The following is a 19364-nucleotide window of genomic DNA, read 5'->3' as shown; positions in this document are numbered from 1 at the left end:
ACTTCTACTCCCGTACTTTGAAGACCGATAACCGACGTTATGTAAAGCTGCATAGTTGAAGGTGTTTAGCGGCAGTGGCCATGGGTGAGGCTGAACGTCGCCGGCGGTACCGGACGCTGCTGTCGTTCTTGGTCCCGCAGACGAGGATGCCGGAAGCGCTGACTAATCGGGGTACGTCCGAATCTAGAGCCCGCGGCGTTACGCGTTATTTTCCGGCCACCTCTTGCAGGTGTCCCCCTTAGGCTTTTCCTGCCGACACTTATGGGTCAGCAGGGGCTATAGGGTGAGCCAATGCGACTCGAGGAGGGATAGCCGCTCAAGACCTCCGACGGGGTGCATGGCGCGGTACCTGACGCGACCGGGAACGCCGGTGGTTAGGTCGTAGAGAAATCCAAGGTCGTAAGTGCGGGTCAGGCTGTCACTGGGGTGCAGTTCTATAAGTTCATCGGCGGTGTACGGGGCTCGTTTAACCTGGATGCCAAGAAAGGGAACGGCTTGGGGGTCGAATTGGAAGTAGTTGCCGTCAAGGGCGTCTGGTTCAATCCGAGGAGCGGCGAGGTATTGAGGTTCTGCTGCATTGTTGACAAACGTGAGTTCCACTAAAGGACCGGAACTGCTCGCTAGCTGAAGGGTGATGTTCATTGGTTTAGGAACTCCTCGAAGTAATACTCGATGTTATCGGCGTTCTCAAGAGCAAGTTCGGGGTACGAAGCTGAGAGCTGCTCGGCATCCTGGATGCCGTACGCATGATCGGATGTTCCTGCAACATCTGAAAAGTGGCTGAGTTCGTGCAAAATAACTCCCGCTTGGGAGTCGGGCGGATTCGTGTCGGTTCTCCAGAACAGCTCTCCGACGAAGACACGGCGGAGCGGGTCACTTGGGTACACGTAAGCAAAGGTGTTTGCGCCTCCTTTGCCGTCTTCAAACGGGACGATATTCACGGAGGCCGCATGCTGCTGCATTCGCTGTACTACGCCCGCCAGTTGCTGTCTGGTGGATTCGTCGCTGCTGCCGAACCATTTCTCGCAGAGTTGTTGAGCTTCAGTATCCCATTGCGTAAGTGATGCCGATGCAGCGGAAAGCGCTCCTGTGACCGCGGCGTTCAGGGCTGGCAATGAACCCAACTTCGTCGTGGAGGTCGTTCCTGTCAGACGCGCAACCAACGCGCCTAAACTGCGCGGGACATTGGTTCCAGTGACACCATTCTTCGTTGTCGCTCCTGAGGGAGCAGGGGAATGACGTGTGACGAAGCTCTTGCCCGTGATCGCAGCTTGGTGGAGGTGCCGTGCCGCTTGGGAGACGGCTTTGCTAGCCGCTTGTAATGCAATGACTGTCTGCCCGCCGTCACCCCGGGATGATTCCCGCGTGGCGCCGGCGGCGCGGGAGGCTGCGTTCGACAGCCGCTGAGCTTGAGCGCCGAGCTCAGCGGCGTATCGTTCCGCGTCTCGGTTAACAGCATTTAGAGTTACGAGGAGTTCTTGAAGGGTACTCACCGAGCTGGCATCGATTCACTCATGCAAGCACCGCCTATAGCGACGCGGCGAACTTGCTTGCTGACTGCGACGCCTGCTGCAGTGCGCTTATGGCAGCGTCGAGCTGCTTTTCAGCGGCTTGGAGTGTCTGAATCATCTCTTTGTCAGCGCCTGAGGCCGTGCCGCCTATCGTTGCCGATACTTGATTGGTTGCCTGGGAAAATTTCGACTTGAAACCGGCAAGACCTGATGCTGTGGACTTGGCGTCCGTGGAGATGCTGGTGAGCTGCTGCTTGACAGAACTGAGCTGGGACATAATGTTCTCCTTGGTTACGTGTTGAGGCTGAATACGGTCATGGCAATAACGAGTGCTAGCATCACTCCCCCAAAGCACATCACGAAGAGAAGGCGGCGCTTACGAGCTGCGGCTTTGTGGGCGATGCGCTGCGCTGCGTCAGCGGCAGCCTCACGCTCAAGGCGGAGCTTTTCCTGGCGTGCCTGAAGCGCCTCGGTGGCCTTCCGTGCCGCCCCGGCACGGTGCCTGGCGTTGTCCTCAGCGCGCTCTGCTGCGGCCTTCGCCTCACGCACCTGCGCGTCGACCGCGGTGACCGCCGCGACGTGGTCGTTGACCGCCCGCTTCACCGCGCGCTCATCGCCCTCCACCCCGCTTTCGGCACGCACTTGGGAGGGGAGGATGACGCTGTGCATTTTAAGGGAGCATCCGGCACTGTCGTAGCGCGACTGCGCCTTGTTGAGGAGTGAGGCCAGTCGAGCGGTTTGCTGTTGGTAAGAAACGTCGGCAGCTTTGCGGGCCTCGTCGGAGCCGCTATTTGCGTCCGCCAGGCGCTGGGCCACTTGGTCGGGGACGGCTAGAAGGGCAGTCAGGGAGGCTTCATAGTCCGCGAAAAGGTCAGCGGCTGCCTCGGGAGGTTGGGGGCTCATGGTCAGACCTCCCAGTCCGTTTTGCCTAGCTCGGTGGTGTCCCGGGCGGTGAGCGGAGAGAAGGGGATGACGGTGGTTGGCTCGGGAAGCTGGGTGCGGTCGGCGAAAAGCCCGCGGTTGTCCCGTACTGACCAGGTGACGAACGGTGAGGACAGGAGTTCCTGGACTGTGCTTTGGTCGATACGGAGCATAAGTATCGCGTCAATAAATCCCTCGCCGCCGAAACCTATATGCGACTTGAAGGTTGCTGCATTAGCCCACCAGCCGAGTAGGTGGGTTCGTTTTGCAGGACCAGTCCTGAGAATTTGTTGGAGATCTTCAGACGGCCGGTGGGAGAACATGTCGGGGGTGTCGAGGGTTGTGGCCCGGTCGAGTCCAAACCCCAGGAGGTACTTCGGGGGCGCGTTGTTATCCCGTGTCTCGAGCTCGGATGCCAGTTCTTGAAGATACCCGGCGATTTTTTCGCGAGTGACCCGTTCGACCGGATATCCGATCGTGGTCATGACATCAAGCCAGCGATGGTGATTGTTGCGTTTGAACGTTGTGTCATCGAGGGCTTCGAGGCTTATAAACTCGGCATTTCCCTCGGGATGCTGGAGGGCGAGTGAAAGCGCAGCGGCGTGAAGCACTCCAATCGCGTTGTTTACCGGCTCATCGCCTGCTGAAACCTGCCTCGCGTCTTCCCCAGCGCCAAGGATAGCAAAGTTGCGTCCTGGTTCGGCGCCGAAGGAAACAGTGAGAGCGTTGCTGGAGACACCGATCGGGTATCCAATCAGTGCGGCCGGCGTGCCCGGATGCGCTAGAGCTTTACGGCGAAGGCCATGAAGGGCAGGCAGGGCGTCAGTTGCTCTGATCCTGCGGCCGCCGTCGAACACGACTGGGGGCTGGACTCGGGAGCGTGACGCTTCCCACCAGCCATGGCGTAGATGGGATAGTTCCTGGTCATCCGCGGCTGCTACGACAACCTGACGGTTGGAGTCAATGTGGCCGTAGTCGAGGTTGAGAACGGCCTCGCCACGGGCGCGGAGACGTGCCGCCCCGTCATTGCCGCTGCCCAGCGTGGCGAAGGACTCCTGCACGGCGTTCTTCAAGGCAAGGCGGATGGGAAATTGAGCGAAAATGCCGCCCTCGCGCGCCATAAGGGCCGCCATACCTGAGATAGTTTGAGACGCGAGGATCAGATGGACCCCGTATGAGCGGCCTCGTCGGGCGATTGCCTCGAGCAATTGGGCGGCAGCCTCGGAGGTCTTGTCGTTGGGTTCGAACAGCATATGGAATTCGTCGATGACAACGACGATGCGAGGCATAACGGCATCCGGCACGGCGGCCCGGTATCGGCTGATGCTGTCGCCATACGGTCGGAACAGCTTTGCACGGCGCATGAACTCTCCCTCGATGTGACGGAGCACTGCCAGCCCAAAGTCGCGGTCACTTTCCAGTCCGAGGACGCGGGCGTGGGGAAGGAAATCAGGTGCACCCGGAGTGGGAGCCATGGGGTAAAGCGTGACCCCCTCTTTGAAATCTAAAAGGTACAGTTCCAGTTCCTCGGGAGAATACCGCTGGGCAAGGCTGTGGATGATGACTTTGAGGAGGTTCGACTTACCCTGCCCGACAGCTCCGGTAATGAGTATGTTGTGGCGCTGGTCTTGCTCGTCACCGAGCATGACTGTCACAGTGGATGGTCCTAAAAGGCCGAAGGTGAACTCGAGGCGATCGGCGCTAGACGACGTCCAGGTAGGGTTGAGGGGTTGGACCCGTGTGAAGGGTATCCGTGGCGCAGAGGCGTTGCTCGCGTTGGCGGCTAATTCGTCCACACGCTTCACCATCGTGGTGGCATCGTCCCCGGCGAGCCGTACGCGGAACTTGGGATGGGTTGTCCAGCGTAGCCCTTCATCATCCTGACGGAGCACGGCGCCGAGCGCGTGCATGTCGTTCTCTCGCCACCAGTCCGGCCTGATCTCGCCGGCGGCCGGTAAAACGAAGACGAAGCTGAGGCCGGCGTCCGGCCCGGCTTTGGCAAGAGCCATCACCTGACGGTGCAACTGCTCATCCATGTCGGAGGGATAGTCAAAGAGCACCGCGAGGCGGTAGCGCTCTACGGGGTGCCCGGCTGAGCGCCGGAAGTCGACAAGCGAACCGCTGACCCCGCGGAGGGTTTCGTTGACGCGCTGGACATCTGCTACCAGTTGTTGGACGGTGCTATCGAGCTCTGCAGGGCGATTGAGTACTTGGAGGCTCTCATCCGAGACTCTGCGAAGTGCACTGAAGGGGGCGAGTACCGACCTTAGCTTCGGGTCGTACCCGATGATATCCAGCTGCCCGGGCGCAGTGCCACGGAGGGCTTCCCACACGATGCACTCAACGAGGCGCCGCGCATCAGCGTGGTCCGCCTCGATTACGATATTGCCGCGACCGATCAGGGGAACGACAAGAGGAGCCTCTATTTCCGTGTTTACGCCCATCGGTGCCCCAGGGGTGGAGAGTTTACCGAGAGTAATGTATTCAGCGACGTCAAGGGCCGCTGTGCCGCTAGAAGAAAGGGAATTCGCAATGTCGCGGGCGCGGATGCTGTGCTCTATCACAGCTTGGGATGCGTGATTACGAGCTATCGCCTGCAAGCGTTCTCGTTCCTTTTGTGCCACTGCGTATGCCGCATCTCGGCTGCCTGCCGCAACGGCTTGGGCGGAAGAGAGGGCACCGAGGAGGCGAGCGTGCGTGCGGCGCAGCACATCGGCGCAGCCCCTAAGCTGATCTGTCATCAGTGCTTACCGGCCACGGCCACCGTCACTTGGGCAGGGCGTAGCAACCGGTCTCCGAGCCGGTAGCCCGTGCGCTGGATCGCTGCGATGGTATTGGGCCGTAGTTCCCCTGCGGCATCGACGGTGCCGACTACTTCGTGGACCCGTGGATCGAAGTCGCCCGCGTCGTCTATTTCGACAAGCTCGCGGCGCCGGAACACCTCTAGCAGCTCATCGACGGCCGACTCCACAAGCTCTGGTGTTGCGGGCTCTCTTTGAAGCCGGTCGATTGCCAGGAGTGCTTCCTTGATGAGGGCCTCCAGGTCGCGGTACTTGAGCAACTCATTTGCTGTGCGAAGTTGGTCCTGGACCGTCTCGATGAGCGCGTTCTTCCCGCGATCCTCCATTAGGCGACGTTTGAACAGATCGCTGAGTTGACTCACCTCGAGCTGGAGCGCTGCCAAAGCGTCGGAGCCGGTCTCAATCGTGTTTTCTTCTCGAGACATCGTGACAGTGCCCCTTACTGTAGGCCGGTATTACGCGCGTAGGCGGGGGCCTGCTTGCGGTTCCATTGCCAGCCCGCCACTCGGTGTGAGCGCACGAAGAGCACTGGCCAGAGAACCAGAAGGCCGAGGAAGATGACGCCCAGGAACGCGCCGCCTCCCCCCGAGTTGAAGGCGATTGTCATAGCTATGAGCGTGGCAATTTCACCGGCGGCGAGGCCAGGTAACCCGCTGAAAGACTGGAACTTCACGGATTCCGCCTGTTCGGCGAATACCCGCACCTCGTCAAGGTCATTTTGGAACTCCCTATCAGTGATATTCAGCCGGTCGATCTTCGCCAGCTTCTCCTTCGTGTGGTTCAGCTGCGCTTCGGACAGTATGTTCTGGGTGCCGTCATGGAACTTCGACCACGTCGATGTTGACTGCTCCAGGAGGGCCAGAGCGTAGTAGTACCTCACGAGTTCATCATCAGGGAGCTGTTCGTGCGCAACCCTCAGTAACTCCGCGCCACGGTCAACTTCGCCGAGCGCGCCGTAGGACAAACCGACTCCGGCCTTGTAGTAGGCGTTGTTCGGCTCCAAATTGGAGGCGCGCTGGTATGCCCCCAGGGCATCGCGCCAATCGGAGTTTTTCTTGTATAAATCACCGAGCTCTGCGTGGTAGGCGGCTTGGTTTGAATCCAAGCGGATCGCCTCGTTCAGCTCGAAGAGAGCGTCCTGATCGTGGTCAACTAGCGCCGATGATACCCCGCGAAAGTACCAAGCCTCCGGGTTTTCCGGCAGCTGTCCGGTCGCTTCGCGCGCTGCGTAGTTCGCCTGCGCGGCGTTGCCCTGGGAGAGGTATTCGAGGGCGATCTGCAGCCAATCCCGTCCGGCGCCTGGCGTTTCCGTCGAGGGCGGGTTGGGTAGGTCGACTTGGGCGGCGAGTTTGCGGTCGTACTCGCCGCGCTGTGGAGGATCGTTCAACACGGTTTCCGCATCAGAGATGTCCCTCATCAGCTTTTCTGCAGTCTGACGGGTCTCCAGCTTCGGATGGCTGGTCTTCGGCTGCCAGAATCGGCGCTTCTCACTGATTGCTTTGGAAATCGTTTCGATATCGGCCTCAGGATTAACTTCGAGGATCGCGTAGTAGTTAGCGAGGGGGGCCATGCTGCTCTTTCCTTTTCGTGAGATCGTCTACTGGACGGACAGCGACGAGACTTTATGCGCCGCCGCGCGAACTTGGTCGTCGGTCAAATTGGCGAGGCGGTCAATTTCGAATGTTCCCAAAGACTGATTTGCTGTGAGGTCGGTAAGCTCGACGAAGACGGTTTGGTCAATGTCGTACGCATACGTCACCCGCACGGGAGCCCCCTTGGGGTACGGCGGGACGGGAAGTTCCTTGGAACCAATCTCCACTACGTAGTCCGGGTTGGTGTCATCGCCCTGGGTGACGCGCACATTGATCGAGGTCTGGTTGTCCACGGCTGTGAAACCCTCGGCGCTAAGCTTCGCCGGGATCTTGCTGTTTCGAGGGATCACTATGGTGTTGACATCACGACCATTGTTGGCATCAACCTGGATTACCCCAAGCGACTGTGAAGTAACGTCAGCAATCACGGGCATAACGCCTTCGAACAGGGCTATATCGGCTCCTGAAGTCGCAGAGTCTTCCATCGCCGCCTGGATAGCCGCGCCAAGTGCAACGGCCTCATCGGGGTGGACTGATCGGTCTGCGGGTCTGCCGGCAAGCTGCTCTACGGTCGCCCGGACCATTGGCATTCTCGTTGAGCCGCCTACCAGCAACACATGGTCAACCTGTGCCCAGGAAATACCGGCCTCTTCAAGCACGTGCTCCGTAAGGTCTTGCGTTCTGCGAAGCAGGTCCATAGTGATGCGCTCAAACTCTGCTCTTTCAATTTGCACGCGGTAGGGGCGGCCTTCGGCCGAGACATGGACATTGGTGACGGCTACGGTTGTGAGGCTTCGCTTCGCCATTTCGGACTTCTCGCGGAGGACGGCAAGCTGAGCTGGATCATCGAGGAGGTCGGGGCCCCCTTGCTCCTCGACCTTGCCGGCAATGTACTCGATGAGGCGGTTGTCGAAGTCGAATCCGCCGAGGTTTCGGTCGCCGTCGGTGCCGAGGACGTCGAACTCGCCCTCGCCGATTCGCATCAGGGTCACATCGAATGTGCCGCCACCGAGGTCGTAGACCAAAACCGTACCTTCAGCGGACGTGTCCAGACCGAAGGAGAGCGCCGCTGCCGTTGGCTCGTTCAACACGCGCAGGACGTTAAGGCCAGCGATTTTGCCCGCGTGTTTGGTCGCGGTACGCCGGGCGTCGTCGAAGTAGGCCGGCACGGTTATGACGGCGTCCGTCACGGGCTCGCCCAAGGCCAGTTCGGCGTCTTCCTTTAGTCGGCGCAGGATAATTGCCGAGATTTCCTCGGCCGTGTAGGTCGTGCCTGCTGTGGAGGTGAACCTCCAGGCCGGATCGCCTATGTTGCGTTTGACGAACTGCACAGCGTCTTCAGGGGCGCTGGCGGCCGAATGCTTCGCCATAGTTCCGACAAGAGGCTCATCACGACCGTCGAATGATTGAAAGAGCGCTACGGATGGGGTTATGTTCTCACCGTCCCGGTTGAGAAGGACCTCGGGTTCTCCTGTATCTCGCAGAATCGCGACGGCCGAATAGGTCGTTCCAAGATCAATTCCAATCGCCCGCGACATCAGTTACGCCTGCGTTTGATCTAGCTTGGCGATGACCTTTTTCGCCAGTGGCCAGCCGCCGCTGGTGACCATGCCGTACTGGGTTTTCCACGCGGACATCCAGGCCGTCACGTGCGTCTTGCCGTCCGTCAGTGGTTCTATGACCACGGAAATTGTCGCGCCCGTGTCATTGATGGTGCGACGACGCTTATTGATGTGGCCTGGTCCAGACACGTCCGCCCACAACATTTTCCCGAAGCTGTCTTCAACGATCTGGCGCGCCCGAGCGGGACTGAGCGCTACGACAGTCTCATGCTCGCGCTTTGCGCGCCCACTGTTCCAAATGCCCAAGGCGAAGATCCCGGCGATGAGAAGCACGAGGATGAGGAAGAAGCCACTACCGTCCATGAAGGTGAACCTTTCGATGTTGAAACAGCACGTACGGCCCCGATAAGGACACCAGGGACCTGCTAATGCCCCTAACTTTAGGAATCCGTTGTCCGCAGGGCTTATGACTTGTTCTGTCGGCCCGGTTATGCTAGTCGACCAGGCCGAAAGCCTGACGGACGATGTCACGCACCCGAGGCCACTCGGGAGTGTCGGGAGCTCGTCGCAATGAGGTGGCGTACTTGCCGAACTCGGGCGCGGGGATCCCCGCCTGTTCGAGTGCGATACGGCGGAGGCGGGTAATCTCCGAGCGAGCAATGGGCAGGTGTGACTGTGGAAGGTGGCCCTTCCACAGCTTGTCCGGCGCGAGTGCGGCGGCATCGAGCAGCGCCTCAATCTCCCCGCTGAGTCGGAGACCGATTTTCTGGCGAAGGGCAAGCGGGGTGTCGAGGTGGAATTTCAATGGCACATCTGCCTCTGCGAGCATGTCGGCCAATGCAGGCAGATTTTCCGAAAGCCACTGATGCGGCAGCGCGTAGCGCACACCCGCTTCTGCAAGTCGTAGTTGGACAATAAGATTCAGGGGCGACGAGTGGACAGCAACCACCGGAATCCGCGTCGTGACTGCGGTTCCAAGAGCTCTAATCCGCGAAATTGCACCGAATGGATCGATACCTCGTGGTGAGTTCATCCAGACAAGGATGTAGTCCCAGGATGAGGCGGACGTAGGCTCCAGATGTGCAGTTTCATCAGCCCAGCACACTGCACCTGACTCCGTAAGTACAGCCTGCAGTCCAGCGCGAATGATGAGGTCGTCTGAGACGACGAGCACGCTGGCCTGACCCGGGTGGGCGTCCAAGAAGCGCTTTTCCAAGCGGACGAGTTCGGACACCGGCAAATCGAGCAAATGAGAAGAAGCAATCTTGCGAAGCGCAGTTAAACGGCGGCGGATAGTCGAGGTCGATCTGCCGTCCCGTCGCACCTCGACGAGATAGGCAAAAATGTGCCGCGCAGCAAGATGCCGTGCATTATTCAGCCCACGGGATTCACACCATGAAGATAAGTGAGCTAAATCGCCTGCATAGGCGCGCCGCGTCGAGGCTGACAACCCCTTGAGAAGATTATCCACAGCGCTCCCCCAGCTCTGACTTAGAGGATCAATATAGCCATGAAGCAGCTCCCATGTTGCATGTATCACGGCTGATGACGCCCCCCCTGATAGCACCAGTTGATATCAGCTGGTGCTGTTTTGCTCCGTCGACGCGGTCCGTTGAGTTCTTCAATCGCTCGGGCGTCCAGGATGCGTCGCGGATATCAATCGCGGCTCACCAGGTGCAGGGCCGCGCTCAACAGGTAAGACGATCGCCTGCAACACGCTGCCGCCCCCATTGCCGGACCGGAAAAGCTCCGCTGGCGTTGACTGGGTCGCAACCAAGGAATCCGCCAATGGCTCTGAGATCCCGCAGATATTGGCGGGTGTGGTCGAGGCAATGGCACGAGACCATGAACCGAGTCCGCTATGACCCTGTGCGCCTTATGCCTCAAAGGTAGATGCGCCCGGTATCCCTGACCACGACGTCTCAGGGACGACACTGCCGGGGATCTGTACCTCAGCCGCGGAAGCGTGAGGGTACCGCATCAAACAGTCTTCGCAAATCTCATAAGCACCCTGCCGACGCCGGCGTCCATGGCAGTCTTTGGCCCCCATCCGGGCAGTCCCAGGCTCGGGTAGATACGGGTCTACCGGGACAGCAGTCTTAGGGCCAATCCCCCGCGCCTGCTGCAACGGGCACCTTCTTGCTGTCCGAACCGTCATATTGACACAACGCCGCTACATTCATTGACCTTGGCGAGGCGGAACCCGCGGATCCGAACCTACATACTCACGGAGTGTGGGGCTTGTAACGAACGATTTGGACACCCGAACAGGGTTGGTTTCCCTAGCTATCATCCGTCCGGTGGGTGGCACAATGAGCAGCTGAAATCCCCCGCCTCTATTGATAACGAAGGTATACGAGCACATTCCCGTCAGTGACGCGATGATTCCAGCAACGGGCAGAGCATAAACCCTTAGTCGTAATATCTATCGGATCCGATGTGCAACGGTTTTTGTCGATAGACGTCTGCTAATCTCCAGCCATGGAGACGTGTTGATACGCCCGTATCGACAGATGGGGGACAAGTCTTGAAATACTCACGCTTGCGTACGGTTGCTGGCTTCGTAGCAGTTTTAGCATTGCTTGTCGGATGTGGACAGCCAGGTGCCAACAATACTGCTGCAACGTCCAATCCAGCCCAGACCCCTGCGCCTGACCGCTCCGAGTCCATATCATCCGCGACACCGTCTGCTCTTGAGACGGCTCCGGAAACTCAGTCGCCCAGCAACAGCATTTACACTAATTTCTTCGTCACAACTTCGGACGGCTATACCGCCACCGTTACCTTCGACTACTACGGCAGTGTCTGGACAGCGGATCCTTCCACTTCCAAGCCGGGCAAAACCCGGCTCCAAGGGACGCCTAAGGGATACGTGAGCGTCACCAACACCACGCCTCAGAGGCAGAACCCAAAGTACTATCTCACTAAGATCGAGGGACTGTATGACATGGATTCGCCGGTCTGCGAAATCGGCCCTCAGACGCAATTCATTAAGGCCGCCGCAGGCAGCAACATCACGTATTGTGCGGCCACGCTAGCCGTTTTTTCCACAAATCAGGATGGAAAGATTGCTCCTGATCAATCACTGGAAGTAAAACCGTTTCCGGGCGGTGCGGTGATCCCCTCGCTTGATGAAGCCTTGGCGCCGGAGGTCATCGCGGCGCTTGAAAATCCGAAGATTGTCGTTGCATCGATCAGAGTCCCAGACCTAGCCGGTGTTGCAGACAAGATAAAGGTTGCGGGCGTGCCGCATTGCGAGTACTCGTCTCAAAACAGTGCAAGCGGTGGGTGGGACAGCGGCGGCAGCATTTGGGTCGTGCAGGAAGATCAAAAGGCCATATGCAATTTGTAGAGGACTCGATACCGGCACTTTGCCAACTGACTGCACGTCCGGAAGATCAGAATTAGCAACCTCTCAGAAACGAAGGATTCCGAGACGGTGCCGAACCGAGAATCCAGGGACCGATCGCTCATCGAAGGGGCACGGACGTTGTGACTTGGGTGGTAAATGGCGGCTTTCACGGCGCTAGAGCGAACCGGGTGCGCCCTGGGATACGTGAAGCGATGTGGCACGTCGAGCGGGCCGAAAATACCGCAACGATGAGCATGACGAACTCACGCTTTCCGGTGTATGTCAGGGCATGTATTTACTGATCCCACCCCTGAATCCCCGGGGCGATGACTGTTTTCACCTTCACGATCCGGTCTGACCCGTGCCTGGAGAGGTAGATGTGGCTAGAAGCAATCCAAGGTGTACCGTCTGGCTGTCCAATAATCAGCATGACCGGGTTTGGGGAGCGGGCTGTGGAGCTCTGGGCTATGGTCCGAAGAGTGCGACGGTCTTGGTCGCTGGGCTCCGGTTTACCGGCTGGGTGAGTATGCCAATCTCCGAGGTAAGCAAGGCGTCGGCCCGAGCGCTCGTACAGCAACGCAATGCTGTCCTGCTGCCACCTGCTGTCGGGCTCAAATGATTGGGTGTCATGCACCGCGTCCGGGCCCGGGCCGATGACGTTGGTGATGCAGATGTCTGCACCCGTAATCCACCCCAGCAGGACGCCTCCTGTCTCCAGAGGGGCTTTGGACACCGCTTCCGCTAGAAGCGTTTTTTCGACTCCGGCACCCAGCCACACAATTGTCATGCGTGGAGGCACTCCGCGTGCTTAGTTACCTGATGCCCCTGCCAACTGGGGAGGTCACGCCCTGCAGAGTCTTGGATGGTCAGGATGACGGCGTCGTGAACCGTTCCCCCGCGTAGGACAGCAACGGCGGTGCGAACTGCTTGCAGGGCTACCTCATCGAGGTCATGCGCGGCGCCGGTAAATGTCGGTTCGGCGCAGCCGGACGGTTGGGTGAGCGGTGAGGGGCCGGCGGGGGCAAGCAGCTGCGGATCCCCTCCACGGTGCCATTCAAAGCATGAGAAACACCAGTCACCGTCCGGAGGAACGTGCACGATAGTTCCACCGCGGGCACCGTTCGTCGCTTCTGCGGCGATCCAAGCTTTTCCGGTTCGTGCGGCAAGATCAGCCGTCAGGCGTTGAACTCCGACTTCTGCTGTCGCGTCGATGATCAGGTCACAATCGGCATACTCCTCGGCGAGGATCCTGGACCCCCCGATTGCGCTCCCGATGCGGAAGGCATGGCCTTTGACCTTGGTATAGGGGTTGATATGCCGGACCAGGCTGCACACAGCCCCGGCTTTGGTGGTGCCTACCTGTGCGATGTTGCAGGCATGCCGGGCGAGATTGCCGGGTTCGAGCACGTCCTGGTCGATGACGGTAAGTTGTCCGATGCCGGCTCTGGCGAGTTTTTCGGCGATCACGCTGCCGAGTGCTCCCGCTCCCAACAGAAGGACATGCTTGGCGGTGAGTCCGGCCAAATGGGTGGTGCGGGCGCGCAAGTCGGTTGGTCCTATCCTGCCTGCGCGGACGAGTTGATACTGCGACGGGGATTGGTGGGGTGACCTTTTTGCGGGGTTACCGGACCTGAGGTCCTTGCCCTTTGGTTTAATCATTTCGCCGCAGCGTTTGAGGACCAGCAGCCAACCTGTGCCGGTTCCGGAACGGGAATGTTCCTCCGGGAACGCAACCAACCGCAGTTGATAGTCCACGCCCTCGATCTTGATGCCATCGGAGAATTTTTGGTCGGCATCCTCGGCTGCCAGCCAGATTGCTTCGGCGTCGTCTGCTTTGATCTCTCCCGGGACCGTGCTCCACCGCGCTTTCCAAACGGGAAGACGGCCATACAGTTCCTGCACCTGCTCTGCCATGGTTGCTACGGATCGGCCGTCATCTAGGGCAAGGTGCTGGATTGTGAACAATGTACGCGCATCATCCGCAAGGGGCACCGGGCCTGCCACAGTGACGGAGGCGGGTCCACCTGCCGGGTGATCGGGGATGTCCCAGGCGCTGTCGATCAGGACCATCGAAGTCCGGTGGAACACCGAGTAGTAGTCAGAAAAGGGTTCGCCTTGGTCTTCCTCACCCGCGTCCGGGCTCTCAGATGTGCCCGCTGCCAGGGCTTTGGGGAGCTGGCGTTCAATCAGCCATGCCAACGTGTCGGACGTGTTCCAGGCCTCGGAGGCCCTGCCGATGAGGCAGAGGTTCTTCCCGAAAGGCTGCTGATGGTGGCCCATCGTCATTTCAGGAGCCACTACATCTGGCCGGACATAGGGGTAGAACTCCGGAAAGGCCGCTTCCAGGCGCACATCACCGTGGCCACTGATCGTATCCGGAGCCGTAAATGTCCAGCGGATAATCCCCTCCGCCTTCGCCGCAGGGTCTTCGTCAAACGAAATCCCGAGCGACTGGAGCCCTGCAGCCTCCTGCTCCAAGCGCTCGGGGTACGTCTCCCACCAGTGGGGAAAGTTCTCCATCGGTTAGCCGACGGGCCGGTGGCCGGGCGGGTTTGGCGGATTAGGCGGGCCCACCGGCACATCAGGCTTCACAGGATGAACAGGGTGTTCCGGATGCTCCGGCTTTTGCGGGCGCTCCTCAGGCTTCGCCATCAGATGCACCTCCTTTCTGTAGTCAGGAGGCAGGCGCCTCCATCGGAATCAGCATGACAGCAGGCTCTGACATTTCCGCCACGACACCAAGGCTCCGAGGACTGGAAGACTCCTGTCGGCCTCGAGGAGCGCGAACTAAAAAGAAATCTAGTGAAATATAAGTTTTTGATAGACTTCACTAGATTTCGATAGAAGTGAGGCCTGATGGATCCGGTACTAAACCCTTATTCGCCTGGAGCGGGTCGCAAGCCCGCCGCTCTGGTGGGCCGGGATCAAGCCAGGACGGACTGGAAAGTCGCCTTGGACCGGGTGGAAATAGGCCGATCGGCTCAACCATTCGTGCTGTACGGGCTCCGCGGTGTGGGAAAGACTGTCCTGCTCTCTGATTTCCGCCGGGCGGCCGCCGCCCGCGATTGGCTTGTCGCCCAAGTGGAGGCGGGTGCGGGGAAGTCACTGCGGGAGTCACTGGGAGAAGCGCTGCACGCTTCACTTGCCGACCTGGCACGACCATCCGCTGGCCGGCGCCTGCTGAAGGCCCTCAAGACAGCGCTCAGCTTCAAGGCATCCTATGACGCAGCCGGAACCTGGAACTTCGGTCTGGATCTTTCCGGCACCCCCGGCGGCGGGGCAGACACCGGTGTTTTGGAAACGGACCTCCGAAAGCTTGTTCATGATCTGGGTGCCGCCGCCGAGGAGGAAGGTGTCGGCCTAGCGATACTGATTGACGAAGCCCAAGACCTTGAACCCTCCGAACGCGTCGCCATTTGCGCCATCGCCCACGCCGCAGCGCAGGACGAATGGCCGGTCCTCTTCGCGTTGGCCGGATTGCCGAGCCTTCCGCGGGTCCTGGCTGAGGCAAAGTCCTACGCCGAACGCTTCAACTACGAAAAAATCGAAGAACTCCGCGGCCCGATCGCCGCTGAGGCACTGACGAAACCCTCAGCTGAAGACGGCGTCGTATGGGAGGGAGCAGCGGTGAAACTCATTGTTGAAGAAAGTGCCGGCTACCCGTACTTCCTGCAGCAATTCGGCCAGGACACTTGGAACGCCGCTGACGGACCCAGTATTACCTACAACGACGCCCGGGTCGGCGCAGCCAACGGAAGAGCGGCCCTGGACAGTGGATTCTTCCGAGCACGCTGGGACCGTGCCACCCGAGCTGAACAAAATTACTTGCGCGCAATGTCAGAAGACGGAGATGCGGGCAGCTCCTCAGGCGAGATCGCGGCCCGGCTAGGCCGCAGTGCTGCGAGCTTTGGCCCCATCAGGGCAAGCTTGATCGCAAAAGGTCTGGTGTACGCGCCCGAGCACGGCGTCATAGCCTTCACTGTTCCTGGCATGGCCGAATTCATCACACGCCAGCCCGGAGCTTGACCGACTAAGCCATCTCTTCTCTTTGGTTCGTGACTTTCGGCGGTAAATGGCGGCTTTTTCACGGTGCTATTTGTCGCATGGTGCAGCCGGCAGCCTCGCAAGGGAATCATTTACCGGGCCCAATAGCATGTTTTAGCTACGACCCCTCATGGATCCATCCGCGCCTCACCGGGCCAGGCGCCGCGCACATCTTTTGCTCGCGCGCACCCTAGGTTTGAGGCATGGAACTGGGGCGAACGAAGCGAAGTCCGTTGGACATCCCTTAACGAGGTGGGGCCAGGCCCTCGGGTGGCCGGCACTGGCAAGGGCATGTTGGAGGTTTTACTGGTGGGGTTCGGCATCGCGGACGCGGATGAACCAAGCTTCAAACTGAGTGACAGGGTCGATGACTTCGATGCACGCAGCACTTTGCTCGGCGAGAAGCAGAATTGCCTGCGCCACATGGTGGAGCTGTTGCGGCAGGTTCGCCCTGCAGTCGAACTCTTCGGCTTCGGCGGTGGGCTCTGTAGACATACGTCCTCCTTGGTTGAGAGATCCCGTATGTCCAGAGGTGCTGGCCTCTGTTCTTGTGAAGTTTCCCTGAGAGTCCTGTGACTGTCAAGCAAAAACCGAGTCGACCCCGTAGCCGACTTACCGTGTACCAACAGTCTATCGAAGCGTATGGTGTAAGTACACCAATTATTTTTTGGTGAATTCTAACCACGAAGGGGAACTGCATGTCCGCCACGAAAACGCAGAAAAAAACCGATGATGCCAGTGCCCAGTCTTCAAGCGTGTCGTTTACCGTGCGCGTGACCGAGCAGCAGCACAAGGCGCTTGAAGCTCTAGCCGGTCTTGAAAAAATGACATTGGCAGAACTTATGCGTCAACTCATCCAAGACGGCATCACCCGAGGCCTTGACCCACAGAGAGTAGCGGAGAAGCTCCGCCAGCAGCAGGAGGAGTTCGCGAATTTACAGCAGGCACTTATACCAGGGAACTGATCGCCACATCGGCGCTACGTGAGGGAGTGTGGACAGCCACACTCCCTCACTCATTTAACTCTCTACCCGGGTCCTCACCAGTGGTGCACAAAAACCATTGACACCAAATATCCTGTGGTGCATTCTGTTTACACCGGATCCACCCCAGGATCCCTCCCCAACTGGAGGCAGACATGTCAACAATCGAGCTCACCTCGCACTCAGCCCCGGCATCCGATACCGCTCCTCGGCAGTCGAGGATCCGGGTGCTTAGGAGGCGACTGGCGACCTTCGTTACCACTTTGGTAATCATGGCCGCAGTCAGCGTTGGCGTAGCTGCCCCCTCCCAGGCAGCAACCAACTACTGCTCCAACGGGCAGTGCACCACGTACCTGAACTGGACCGAGACGGTCAACCTCAGCAACGGCCGCCCTCCGAAGATCGTCACCCCCGTCCCCCAACTCACCGTGGCTATCAACGCCGGCCTCTGGGGTCACGTCCTGATTGCCAAGGGCTGGGTTTGGCGAGGAAACTGCGTGGCCTTCACCGCGAATGTGCGGCCCTGGGCCACTCAAGGCATGACCGGATGGCGCTGCCGCTAAAACAGCGGGAATCCTCACGAAGGCCGGCAGCATCCCCACGGATGCTGCCGGCCTTCACCATGTCCAGCTCCTCCACTCTGCGGCAGCGATATCCGAATTGAGTGCCGACTAGCCCGGTTACCGCGGAAGGTCGCGTCGCATTGGCCGCGCACGGCTACAACCTTCAGTACGGTTCCTGTGTCGTCGTTCTTATAAACGAAGGATTCTGAGAAAACATCGAATCGAGAAGACCGGGGCCGATCGCTCCTCGCAGTGGCGCGATGTGTGATTGTTGGCGATAAATGGCGGTGTTTTGCGCCGCTCCGTGTCGCCCTCGGATCACTCTCCCAGGGCTGGCAAGGCCCAGTAGGCAGTCTCCGCCGGCGTCGCTTCGAACTCGCCGCAAATCCCTATGTTTGGGAACACGTTGGGTTATGAGACAAACAAGCCGAATAGGGGAAGTTGCCGTGCTAGGAGATCCTTACAGAGGATGCCAGAACCCTCCTCCTCGGGTTGCAATATGCAGCAGGGTGATTTGCCCTGACTTCAAATATGGCAAGGAAGTTGAGGCGTTGCTAGCGCAGGTTCCTAATGCTTTCGGCTAGATGTTGATGGCTAGTGGGACGACTCTGGCACGGTAGGTGGGGACGGAGTCGTCGTACCTGTGGGCAGACGCCGTTTGCTTGAAGCTAGCTTTTCGAGTGTGCCCACTCCAAGCTGTCGGGATGAACCGCCGGTGCCCGATTACCCCACCTGCACCGGCACTAAGGATCTTCCCTGTGTGGCGCCACTGCCCAGTTGCCCGCTACTTGAGTAACCCCACGCCCAAACGGTTCCATTGCCTTTGACAGCGAAGGTCACACCGCCCCCGTCGGTGACTGTACTCGTAACGTTACTTAGCCCCGTTACTGCTCGAGGTACGTTCGAGTCGGTGGTTGTGCCATTGCCGATTTGTCCGAAGGCGTTGTACCCCCAGGCCCATTCCGTACCGTCGCCGTTTACGGCGTACATGGTGCGACCCTCGGTCGCTAGGGACTTAACGTTGGACAGTCCGTGCACTTTTGCAGGTGTCGCCGAATCGGCATTGGTTCCGTTCCCGAGCTGACCGTAGTGATTGGCTCCCCAGGTCCACAGCGTTCCGTCAATGGACAAAGCCAGCAGATATGAGGAGATTCCAGAAGAAGCCTCGAAGGCACGGGATGACTTTCGTAAGGCCTCACTGCTAGAAACCCGGATCGAACAAGCGGAGATATCCCAGGAGCTTCGTGCGGCTCTAGAACACGCGCGGACGACCGTCCGGGAACTCGAAGCGGCAGCAGCCAGCGCACAAACCGCCGCCGGCTTCGTATCCGGCGCGAAGTTAACTGAGAGATTCGAGGAGTTATCGAAGGACCACCTCAAGTCGGCGCTCCTATTTCGCTGCCTGACCGTTGCTGGCGTCGCTCTCGGTATCGCAGGGACATTTTTCCTCGCGTTCGTACCTGGGGTTTCTCACGCCGAAACGGCCAGCGTATGTAACCCGGCAACCTCGTCCCCAGCTTTTTGCGTAAGCACAATGTAAACAGCAAAGAAGAGGCCGGAGCACAGCGCCAGGAGTACTCCGCCCAGGTCCGTACCCCCTCGCCAGGGTTCAGTGAGGGCAGCTACACCCGCAGCAGGCAGAACCGCCAACCACCGTACTGCCCCGCGAGACCGGAAGACGGAAAGTGTCAGCGGCCCAAGGAATTGCAGTGCAGTGCAGTGGCGGTCCCTAACGGCAACTTCGTAATCGAGATCATGTACAGAACCGTCACGCCTGCAGAAGCGACCCCGAGCCAAGCACAAGTCAACAGTGTTGGGCGGGTGAAGTGATGACGCCAAGGCCTTGCTATGACAATCAATATCAGGCTGCCGAAAACCAGGCGTAGCCACGTAAAGTCCTGTGCCCCAATCTGTTCATTGATTCTGACGATGACGACTCCGGCCATTTGGCCGGAGCACATAGAACCCAAAACCATCAACGCGCCAGTACCTGCCCCAGCTTTCGAATTCACTCCTCAGGACACTCACTTCCTCG

At 59.3% G+C, this 19364-nt stretch carries 21 protein-coding genes; 6 read left to right on the top strand and 15 right to left on the bottom strand.

Features of this window, described 5'->3' with window-relative positions; all coding sequences use genetic code 11:
- Positions 1 to 276 precede the first annotated feature (276 nt).
- From Q9R30_RS18500 to Q9R30_RS18455, 10 genes are all read right to left on the bottom strand, one after another.
- A complete protein-coding gene (locus Q9R30_RS18500; RefSeq protein ID WP_311218509.1) occupies positions 277 to 642 on the bottom strand; it encodes a hypothetical protein in 366 nt (121 codons plus the stop codon).
- Positions 639 to 1115 (bottom strand): M35 family metallo-endopeptidase, encoded by a 477-nt coding sequence (locus tag Q9R30_RS18495; protein WP_311218508.1) that lies wholly within the window; start codon positions 1113 to 1115, stop codon positions 639 to 641. Before Q9R30_RS18495 ends, Q9R30_RS18500 begins: the two co-directional genes overlap by 4 nt.
- A 412-nt stretch (positions 1116 to 1527) precedes the next feature.
- Positions 1528 to 1788: a hypothetical protein gene (locus tag Q9R30_RS18490; protein WP_311218507.1), complete on the bottom strand. Its 261-nt coding sequence runs from the start codon at positions 1786 to 1788 to the stop codon at positions 1528 to 1530.
- Positions 1789 to 1802: 14 nt separating this feature from the next.
- Complete coding sequence (locus Q9R30_RS18485) at positions 1803 to 2414, bottom strand: hypothetical protein (protein WP_311218506.1); 612 nt, start codon at positions 2412 to 2414, stop codon at positions 1803 to 1805.
- Between the two features lie 2 nt (positions 2415 to 2416).
- Positions 2417 to 5032 carry an FtsK/SpoIIIE domain-containing protein gene (locus tag Q9R30_RS18480; RefSeq protein WP_311218505.1) on the bottom strand — a complete coding sequence of 872 codons (2616 nt, stop codon included), beginning with the start codon at positions 5030 to 5032 and terminating at the stop codon, positions 2417 to 2419.
- A 140-nt stretch (positions 5033 to 5172) separates the two neighbouring features.
- Positions 5173 to 5658: a nucleotide exchange factor GrpE gene (locus Q9R30_RS18475; RefSeq protein WP_311218504.1), complete on the bottom strand. Its 486-nt coding sequence runs from the start codon at positions 5656 to 5658 to the stop codon at positions 5173 to 5175.
- Positions 5659 to 5672: 14 nt separating this feature from the next.
- Entirely contained in the window at positions 5673 to 6803 is a 1131-nt protein-coding gene (locus Q9R30_RS18470; protein ID WP_311218503.1) for a DnaJ domain-containing protein, read from the bottom strand.
- Positions 6804 to 6830: 27 nt separating this feature from the next.
- The gene (locus Q9R30_RS18465) at positions 6831 to 8363 is read right to left on the bottom strand and encodes an Hsp70 family protein (protein WP_311218502.1); all 1533 of its coding nucleotides are present in this window, start codon (positions 8361 to 8363) and stop codon (positions 6831 to 6833) included.
- Between the two features lie 3 nt (positions 8364 to 8366).
- Positions 8367 to 8750, bottom strand: a complete 384-nt coding sequence (locus Q9R30_RS18460; protein ID WP_311218501.1) for a hypothetical protein — start codon at positions 8748 to 8750, stop codon at positions 8367 to 8369.
- 130 nt (positions 8751 to 8880) lie between these two features.
- Positions 8881 to 9858 carry a site-specific integrase gene (locus tag Q9R30_RS18455; protein ID WP_311218500.1) on the bottom strand — a complete coding sequence of 326 codons (978 nt, stop codon included), beginning with the start codon at positions 9856 to 9858 and terminating at the stop codon, positions 8881 to 8883.
- A gap of 1401 nt (positions 9859 to 11259) precedes the next feature.
- Here Q9R30_RS18455 and Q9R30_RS18450 point away from each other — a divergent pair.
- The gene (locus Q9R30_RS18450; RefSeq protein ID WP_311218499.1) at positions 11260 to 11739 is read left to right on the top strand and encodes a hypothetical protein; all 480 of its coding nucleotides are present in this window, start codon (positions 11260 to 11262) and stop codon (positions 11737 to 11739) included.
- 295 nt (positions 11740 to 12034) lie between these two features.
- Here the strand turns inward: Q9R30_RS18450 and Q9R30_RS19400 are convergent, their stop codons facing one another.
- Positions 12035 to 12526 carry a Mov34/MPN/PAD-1 family protein gene (locus Q9R30_RS19400; RefSeq protein WP_396136747.1) on the bottom strand — a complete coding sequence of 164 codons (492 nt, stop codon included), beginning with the start codon at positions 12524 to 12526 and terminating at the stop codon, positions 12035 to 12037.
- Entirely contained in the window at positions 12523 to 14217 is a 1695-nt protein-coding gene (locus Q9R30_RS18445; RefSeq protein ID WP_311218498.1) for a ThiF family adenylyltransferase, read from the bottom strand. The genes Q9R30_RS19400 and Q9R30_RS18445 overlap by 4 nt, the downstream gene beginning before the upstream one ends.
- A gap of 378 nt (positions 14218 to 14595) precedes the next feature.
- Here Q9R30_RS18445 and Q9R30_RS18440 point away from each other — a divergent pair, with 378 nt between their 5' ends.
- On the top strand, positions 14596 to 15765 hold the full coding sequence (locus Q9R30_RS18440; RefSeq protein WP_311218497.1) for an ATP-binding protein: 1170 nt from the start codon (positions 14596 to 14598) through the stop codon (positions 15763 to 15765).
- Positions 15766 to 16086: 321 nt separating this feature from the next.
- Here the strand turns inward: Q9R30_RS18440 and Q9R30_RS18435 are convergent, their stop codons facing one another.
- Positions 16087 to 16278 carry a hypothetical protein gene (locus Q9R30_RS18435; protein ID WP_311218496.1) on the bottom strand — a complete coding sequence of 64 codons (192 nt, stop codon included), beginning with the start codon at positions 16276 to 16278 and terminating at the stop codon, positions 16087 to 16089.
- A 203-nt stretch (positions 16279 to 16481) separates the two neighbouring features.
- Here Q9R30_RS18435 and Q9R30_RS18430 point away from each other — a divergent pair, with 203 nt between their 5' ends.
- Together Q9R30_RS18430 and Q9R30_RS18425 are read left to right on the top strand one after the other, a co-directional pair.
- On the top strand, positions 16482 to 16748 hold the full coding sequence (locus Q9R30_RS18430; RefSeq protein WP_311218495.1) for a plasmid mobilization protein: 267 nt from the start codon (positions 16482 to 16484) through the stop codon (positions 16746 to 16748).
- 173 nt (positions 16749 to 16921) lie between these two features.
- Positions 16922 to 17329: a hypothetical protein gene (locus Q9R30_RS18425; protein WP_311218494.1), complete on the top strand. Its 408-nt coding sequence runs from the start codon at positions 16922 to 16924 to the stop codon at positions 17327 to 17329.
- Positions 17330 to 18052: 723 nt separating this feature from the next.
- Here the strand turns inward: Q9R30_RS18425 and Q9R30_RS19395 are convergent.
- Positions 18053 to 18460 (bottom strand): RCC1 domain-containing protein, encoded by a 408-nt coding sequence (locus tag Q9R30_RS19395; protein ID WP_396136746.1) that lies wholly within the window; start codon positions 18458 to 18460, stop codon positions 18053 to 18055.
- Between Q9R30_RS19395 and Q9R30_RS18420 the strand changes: the two genes are divergently transcribed.
- Positions 18453 to 18869 carry a hypothetical protein gene (locus Q9R30_RS18420; protein WP_311218493.1) on the top strand — a complete coding sequence of 139 codons (417 nt, stop codon included), beginning with the start codon at positions 18453 to 18455 and terminating at the stop codon, positions 18867 to 18869. The two genes, Q9R30_RS19395 and Q9R30_RS18420, sit on opposite strands and share 8 nt — an antisense overlap.
- 148 nt (positions 18870 to 19017) lie before the next feature.
- Here Q9R30_RS18420 and Q9R30_RS19390 read toward each other — a convergent pair whose 3' ends face one another.
- Positions 19018 to 19260 carry a hypothetical protein gene (locus tag Q9R30_RS19390; RefSeq protein WP_396136748.1) on the bottom strand — a complete coding sequence of 81 codons (243 nt, stop codon included), beginning with the start codon at positions 19258 to 19260 and terminating at the stop codon, positions 19018 to 19020.
- On the opposite strand from Q9R30_RS19390, the gene Q9R30_RS18415 reads away from it, so the two are divergent.
- On the top strand, positions 19178 to 19364 hold a 187-nt coding region (locus Q9R30_RS18415; protein ID WP_311218492.1), incomplete at its 3' end, for a hypothetical protein. The two genes, Q9R30_RS19390 and Q9R30_RS18415, sit on opposite strands and share 83 nt — an antisense overlap.

The sequence above is a fragment of the Arthrobacter sp. AB6 genome (assembly GCF_031844545.1).
In the GTDB taxonomy this organism is placed as follows: domain Bacteria; phylum Actinomycetota; class Actinomycetes; order Actinomycetales; family Micrococcaceae; genus Arthrobacter.
The sequence above is the reverse complement of the archived record's forward strand: the minus strand, read 5'-3'. Positions and strand labels throughout refer to the sequence as shown.

Bases quoted from the DNA above. Each gene is read 5' to 3' on its own strand.
- Q9R30_RS18425 (WP_311218494.1), top strand. From the start codon at position 16,922: ATGTCAACAATCGAGCTCACCTCGCACTCAGCCCCGGCATCCGATACC.
- Q9R30_RS18435 (WP_311218496.1), bottom strand. From the start codon at position 16,278: ATGTCTACAGAGCCCACCGCCGAAGCCGAAGAGTTCGACTGCAGGGCG.
- Q9R30_RS18465 (WP_311218502.1), bottom strand. From the start codon at position 8,363: ATGTCGCGGGCGATTGGAATTGATCTTGGAACGACCTATTCGGCCGTC.
- Q9R30_RS18500 (WP_311218509.1), bottom strand. From the start codon at position 642: ATGAACATCACCCTTCAGCTAGCGAGCAGTTCCGGTCCTTTAGTGGAA.
- Q9R30_RS18485 (WP_311218506.1), bottom strand. From the start codon at position 2,414: ATGAGCCCCCAACCTCCCGAGGCAGCCGCTGACCTTTTCGCGGACTAT.
- Q9R30_RS18460 (WP_311218501.1), bottom strand. From the start codon at position 8,750: ATGGACGGTAGTGGCTTCTTCCTCATCCTCGTGCTTCTCATCGCCGGG.
- Q9R30_RS18440 (WP_311218497.1), top strand. From the start codon at position 14,596: ATGGATCCGGTACTAAACCCTTATTCGCCTGGAGCGGGTCGCAAGCCC.
- Q9R30_RS18470 (WP_311218503.1), bottom strand. From the start codon at position 6,803: ATGGCCCCCCTCGCTAACTACTACGCGATCCTCGAAGTTAATCCTGAG.
- Q9R30_RS18420 (WP_311218493.1), top strand. From the start codon at position 18,453: ATGGACAAAGCCAGCAGATATGAGGAGATTCCAGAAGAAGCCTCGAAG.
- Q9R30_RS18430 (WP_311218495.1), top strand. From the start codon at position 16,482: ATGTCCGCCACGAAAACGCAGAAAAAAACCGATGATGCCAGTGCCCAG.
- Q9R30_RS18490 (WP_311218507.1), bottom strand. From the start codon at position 1,788: ATGTCCCAGCTCAGTTCTGTCAAGCAGCAGCTCACCAGCATCTCCACG.
- Q9R30_RS18475 (WP_311218504.1), bottom strand. From the start codon at position 5,658: ATGTCTCGAGAAGAAAACACGATTGAGACCGGCTCCGACGCTTTGGCA.
- Q9R30_RS19400 (WP_396136747.1), bottom strand. From the start codon at position 12,526: ATGACAATTGTGTGGCTGGGTGCCGGAGTCGAAAAAACGCTTCTAGCG.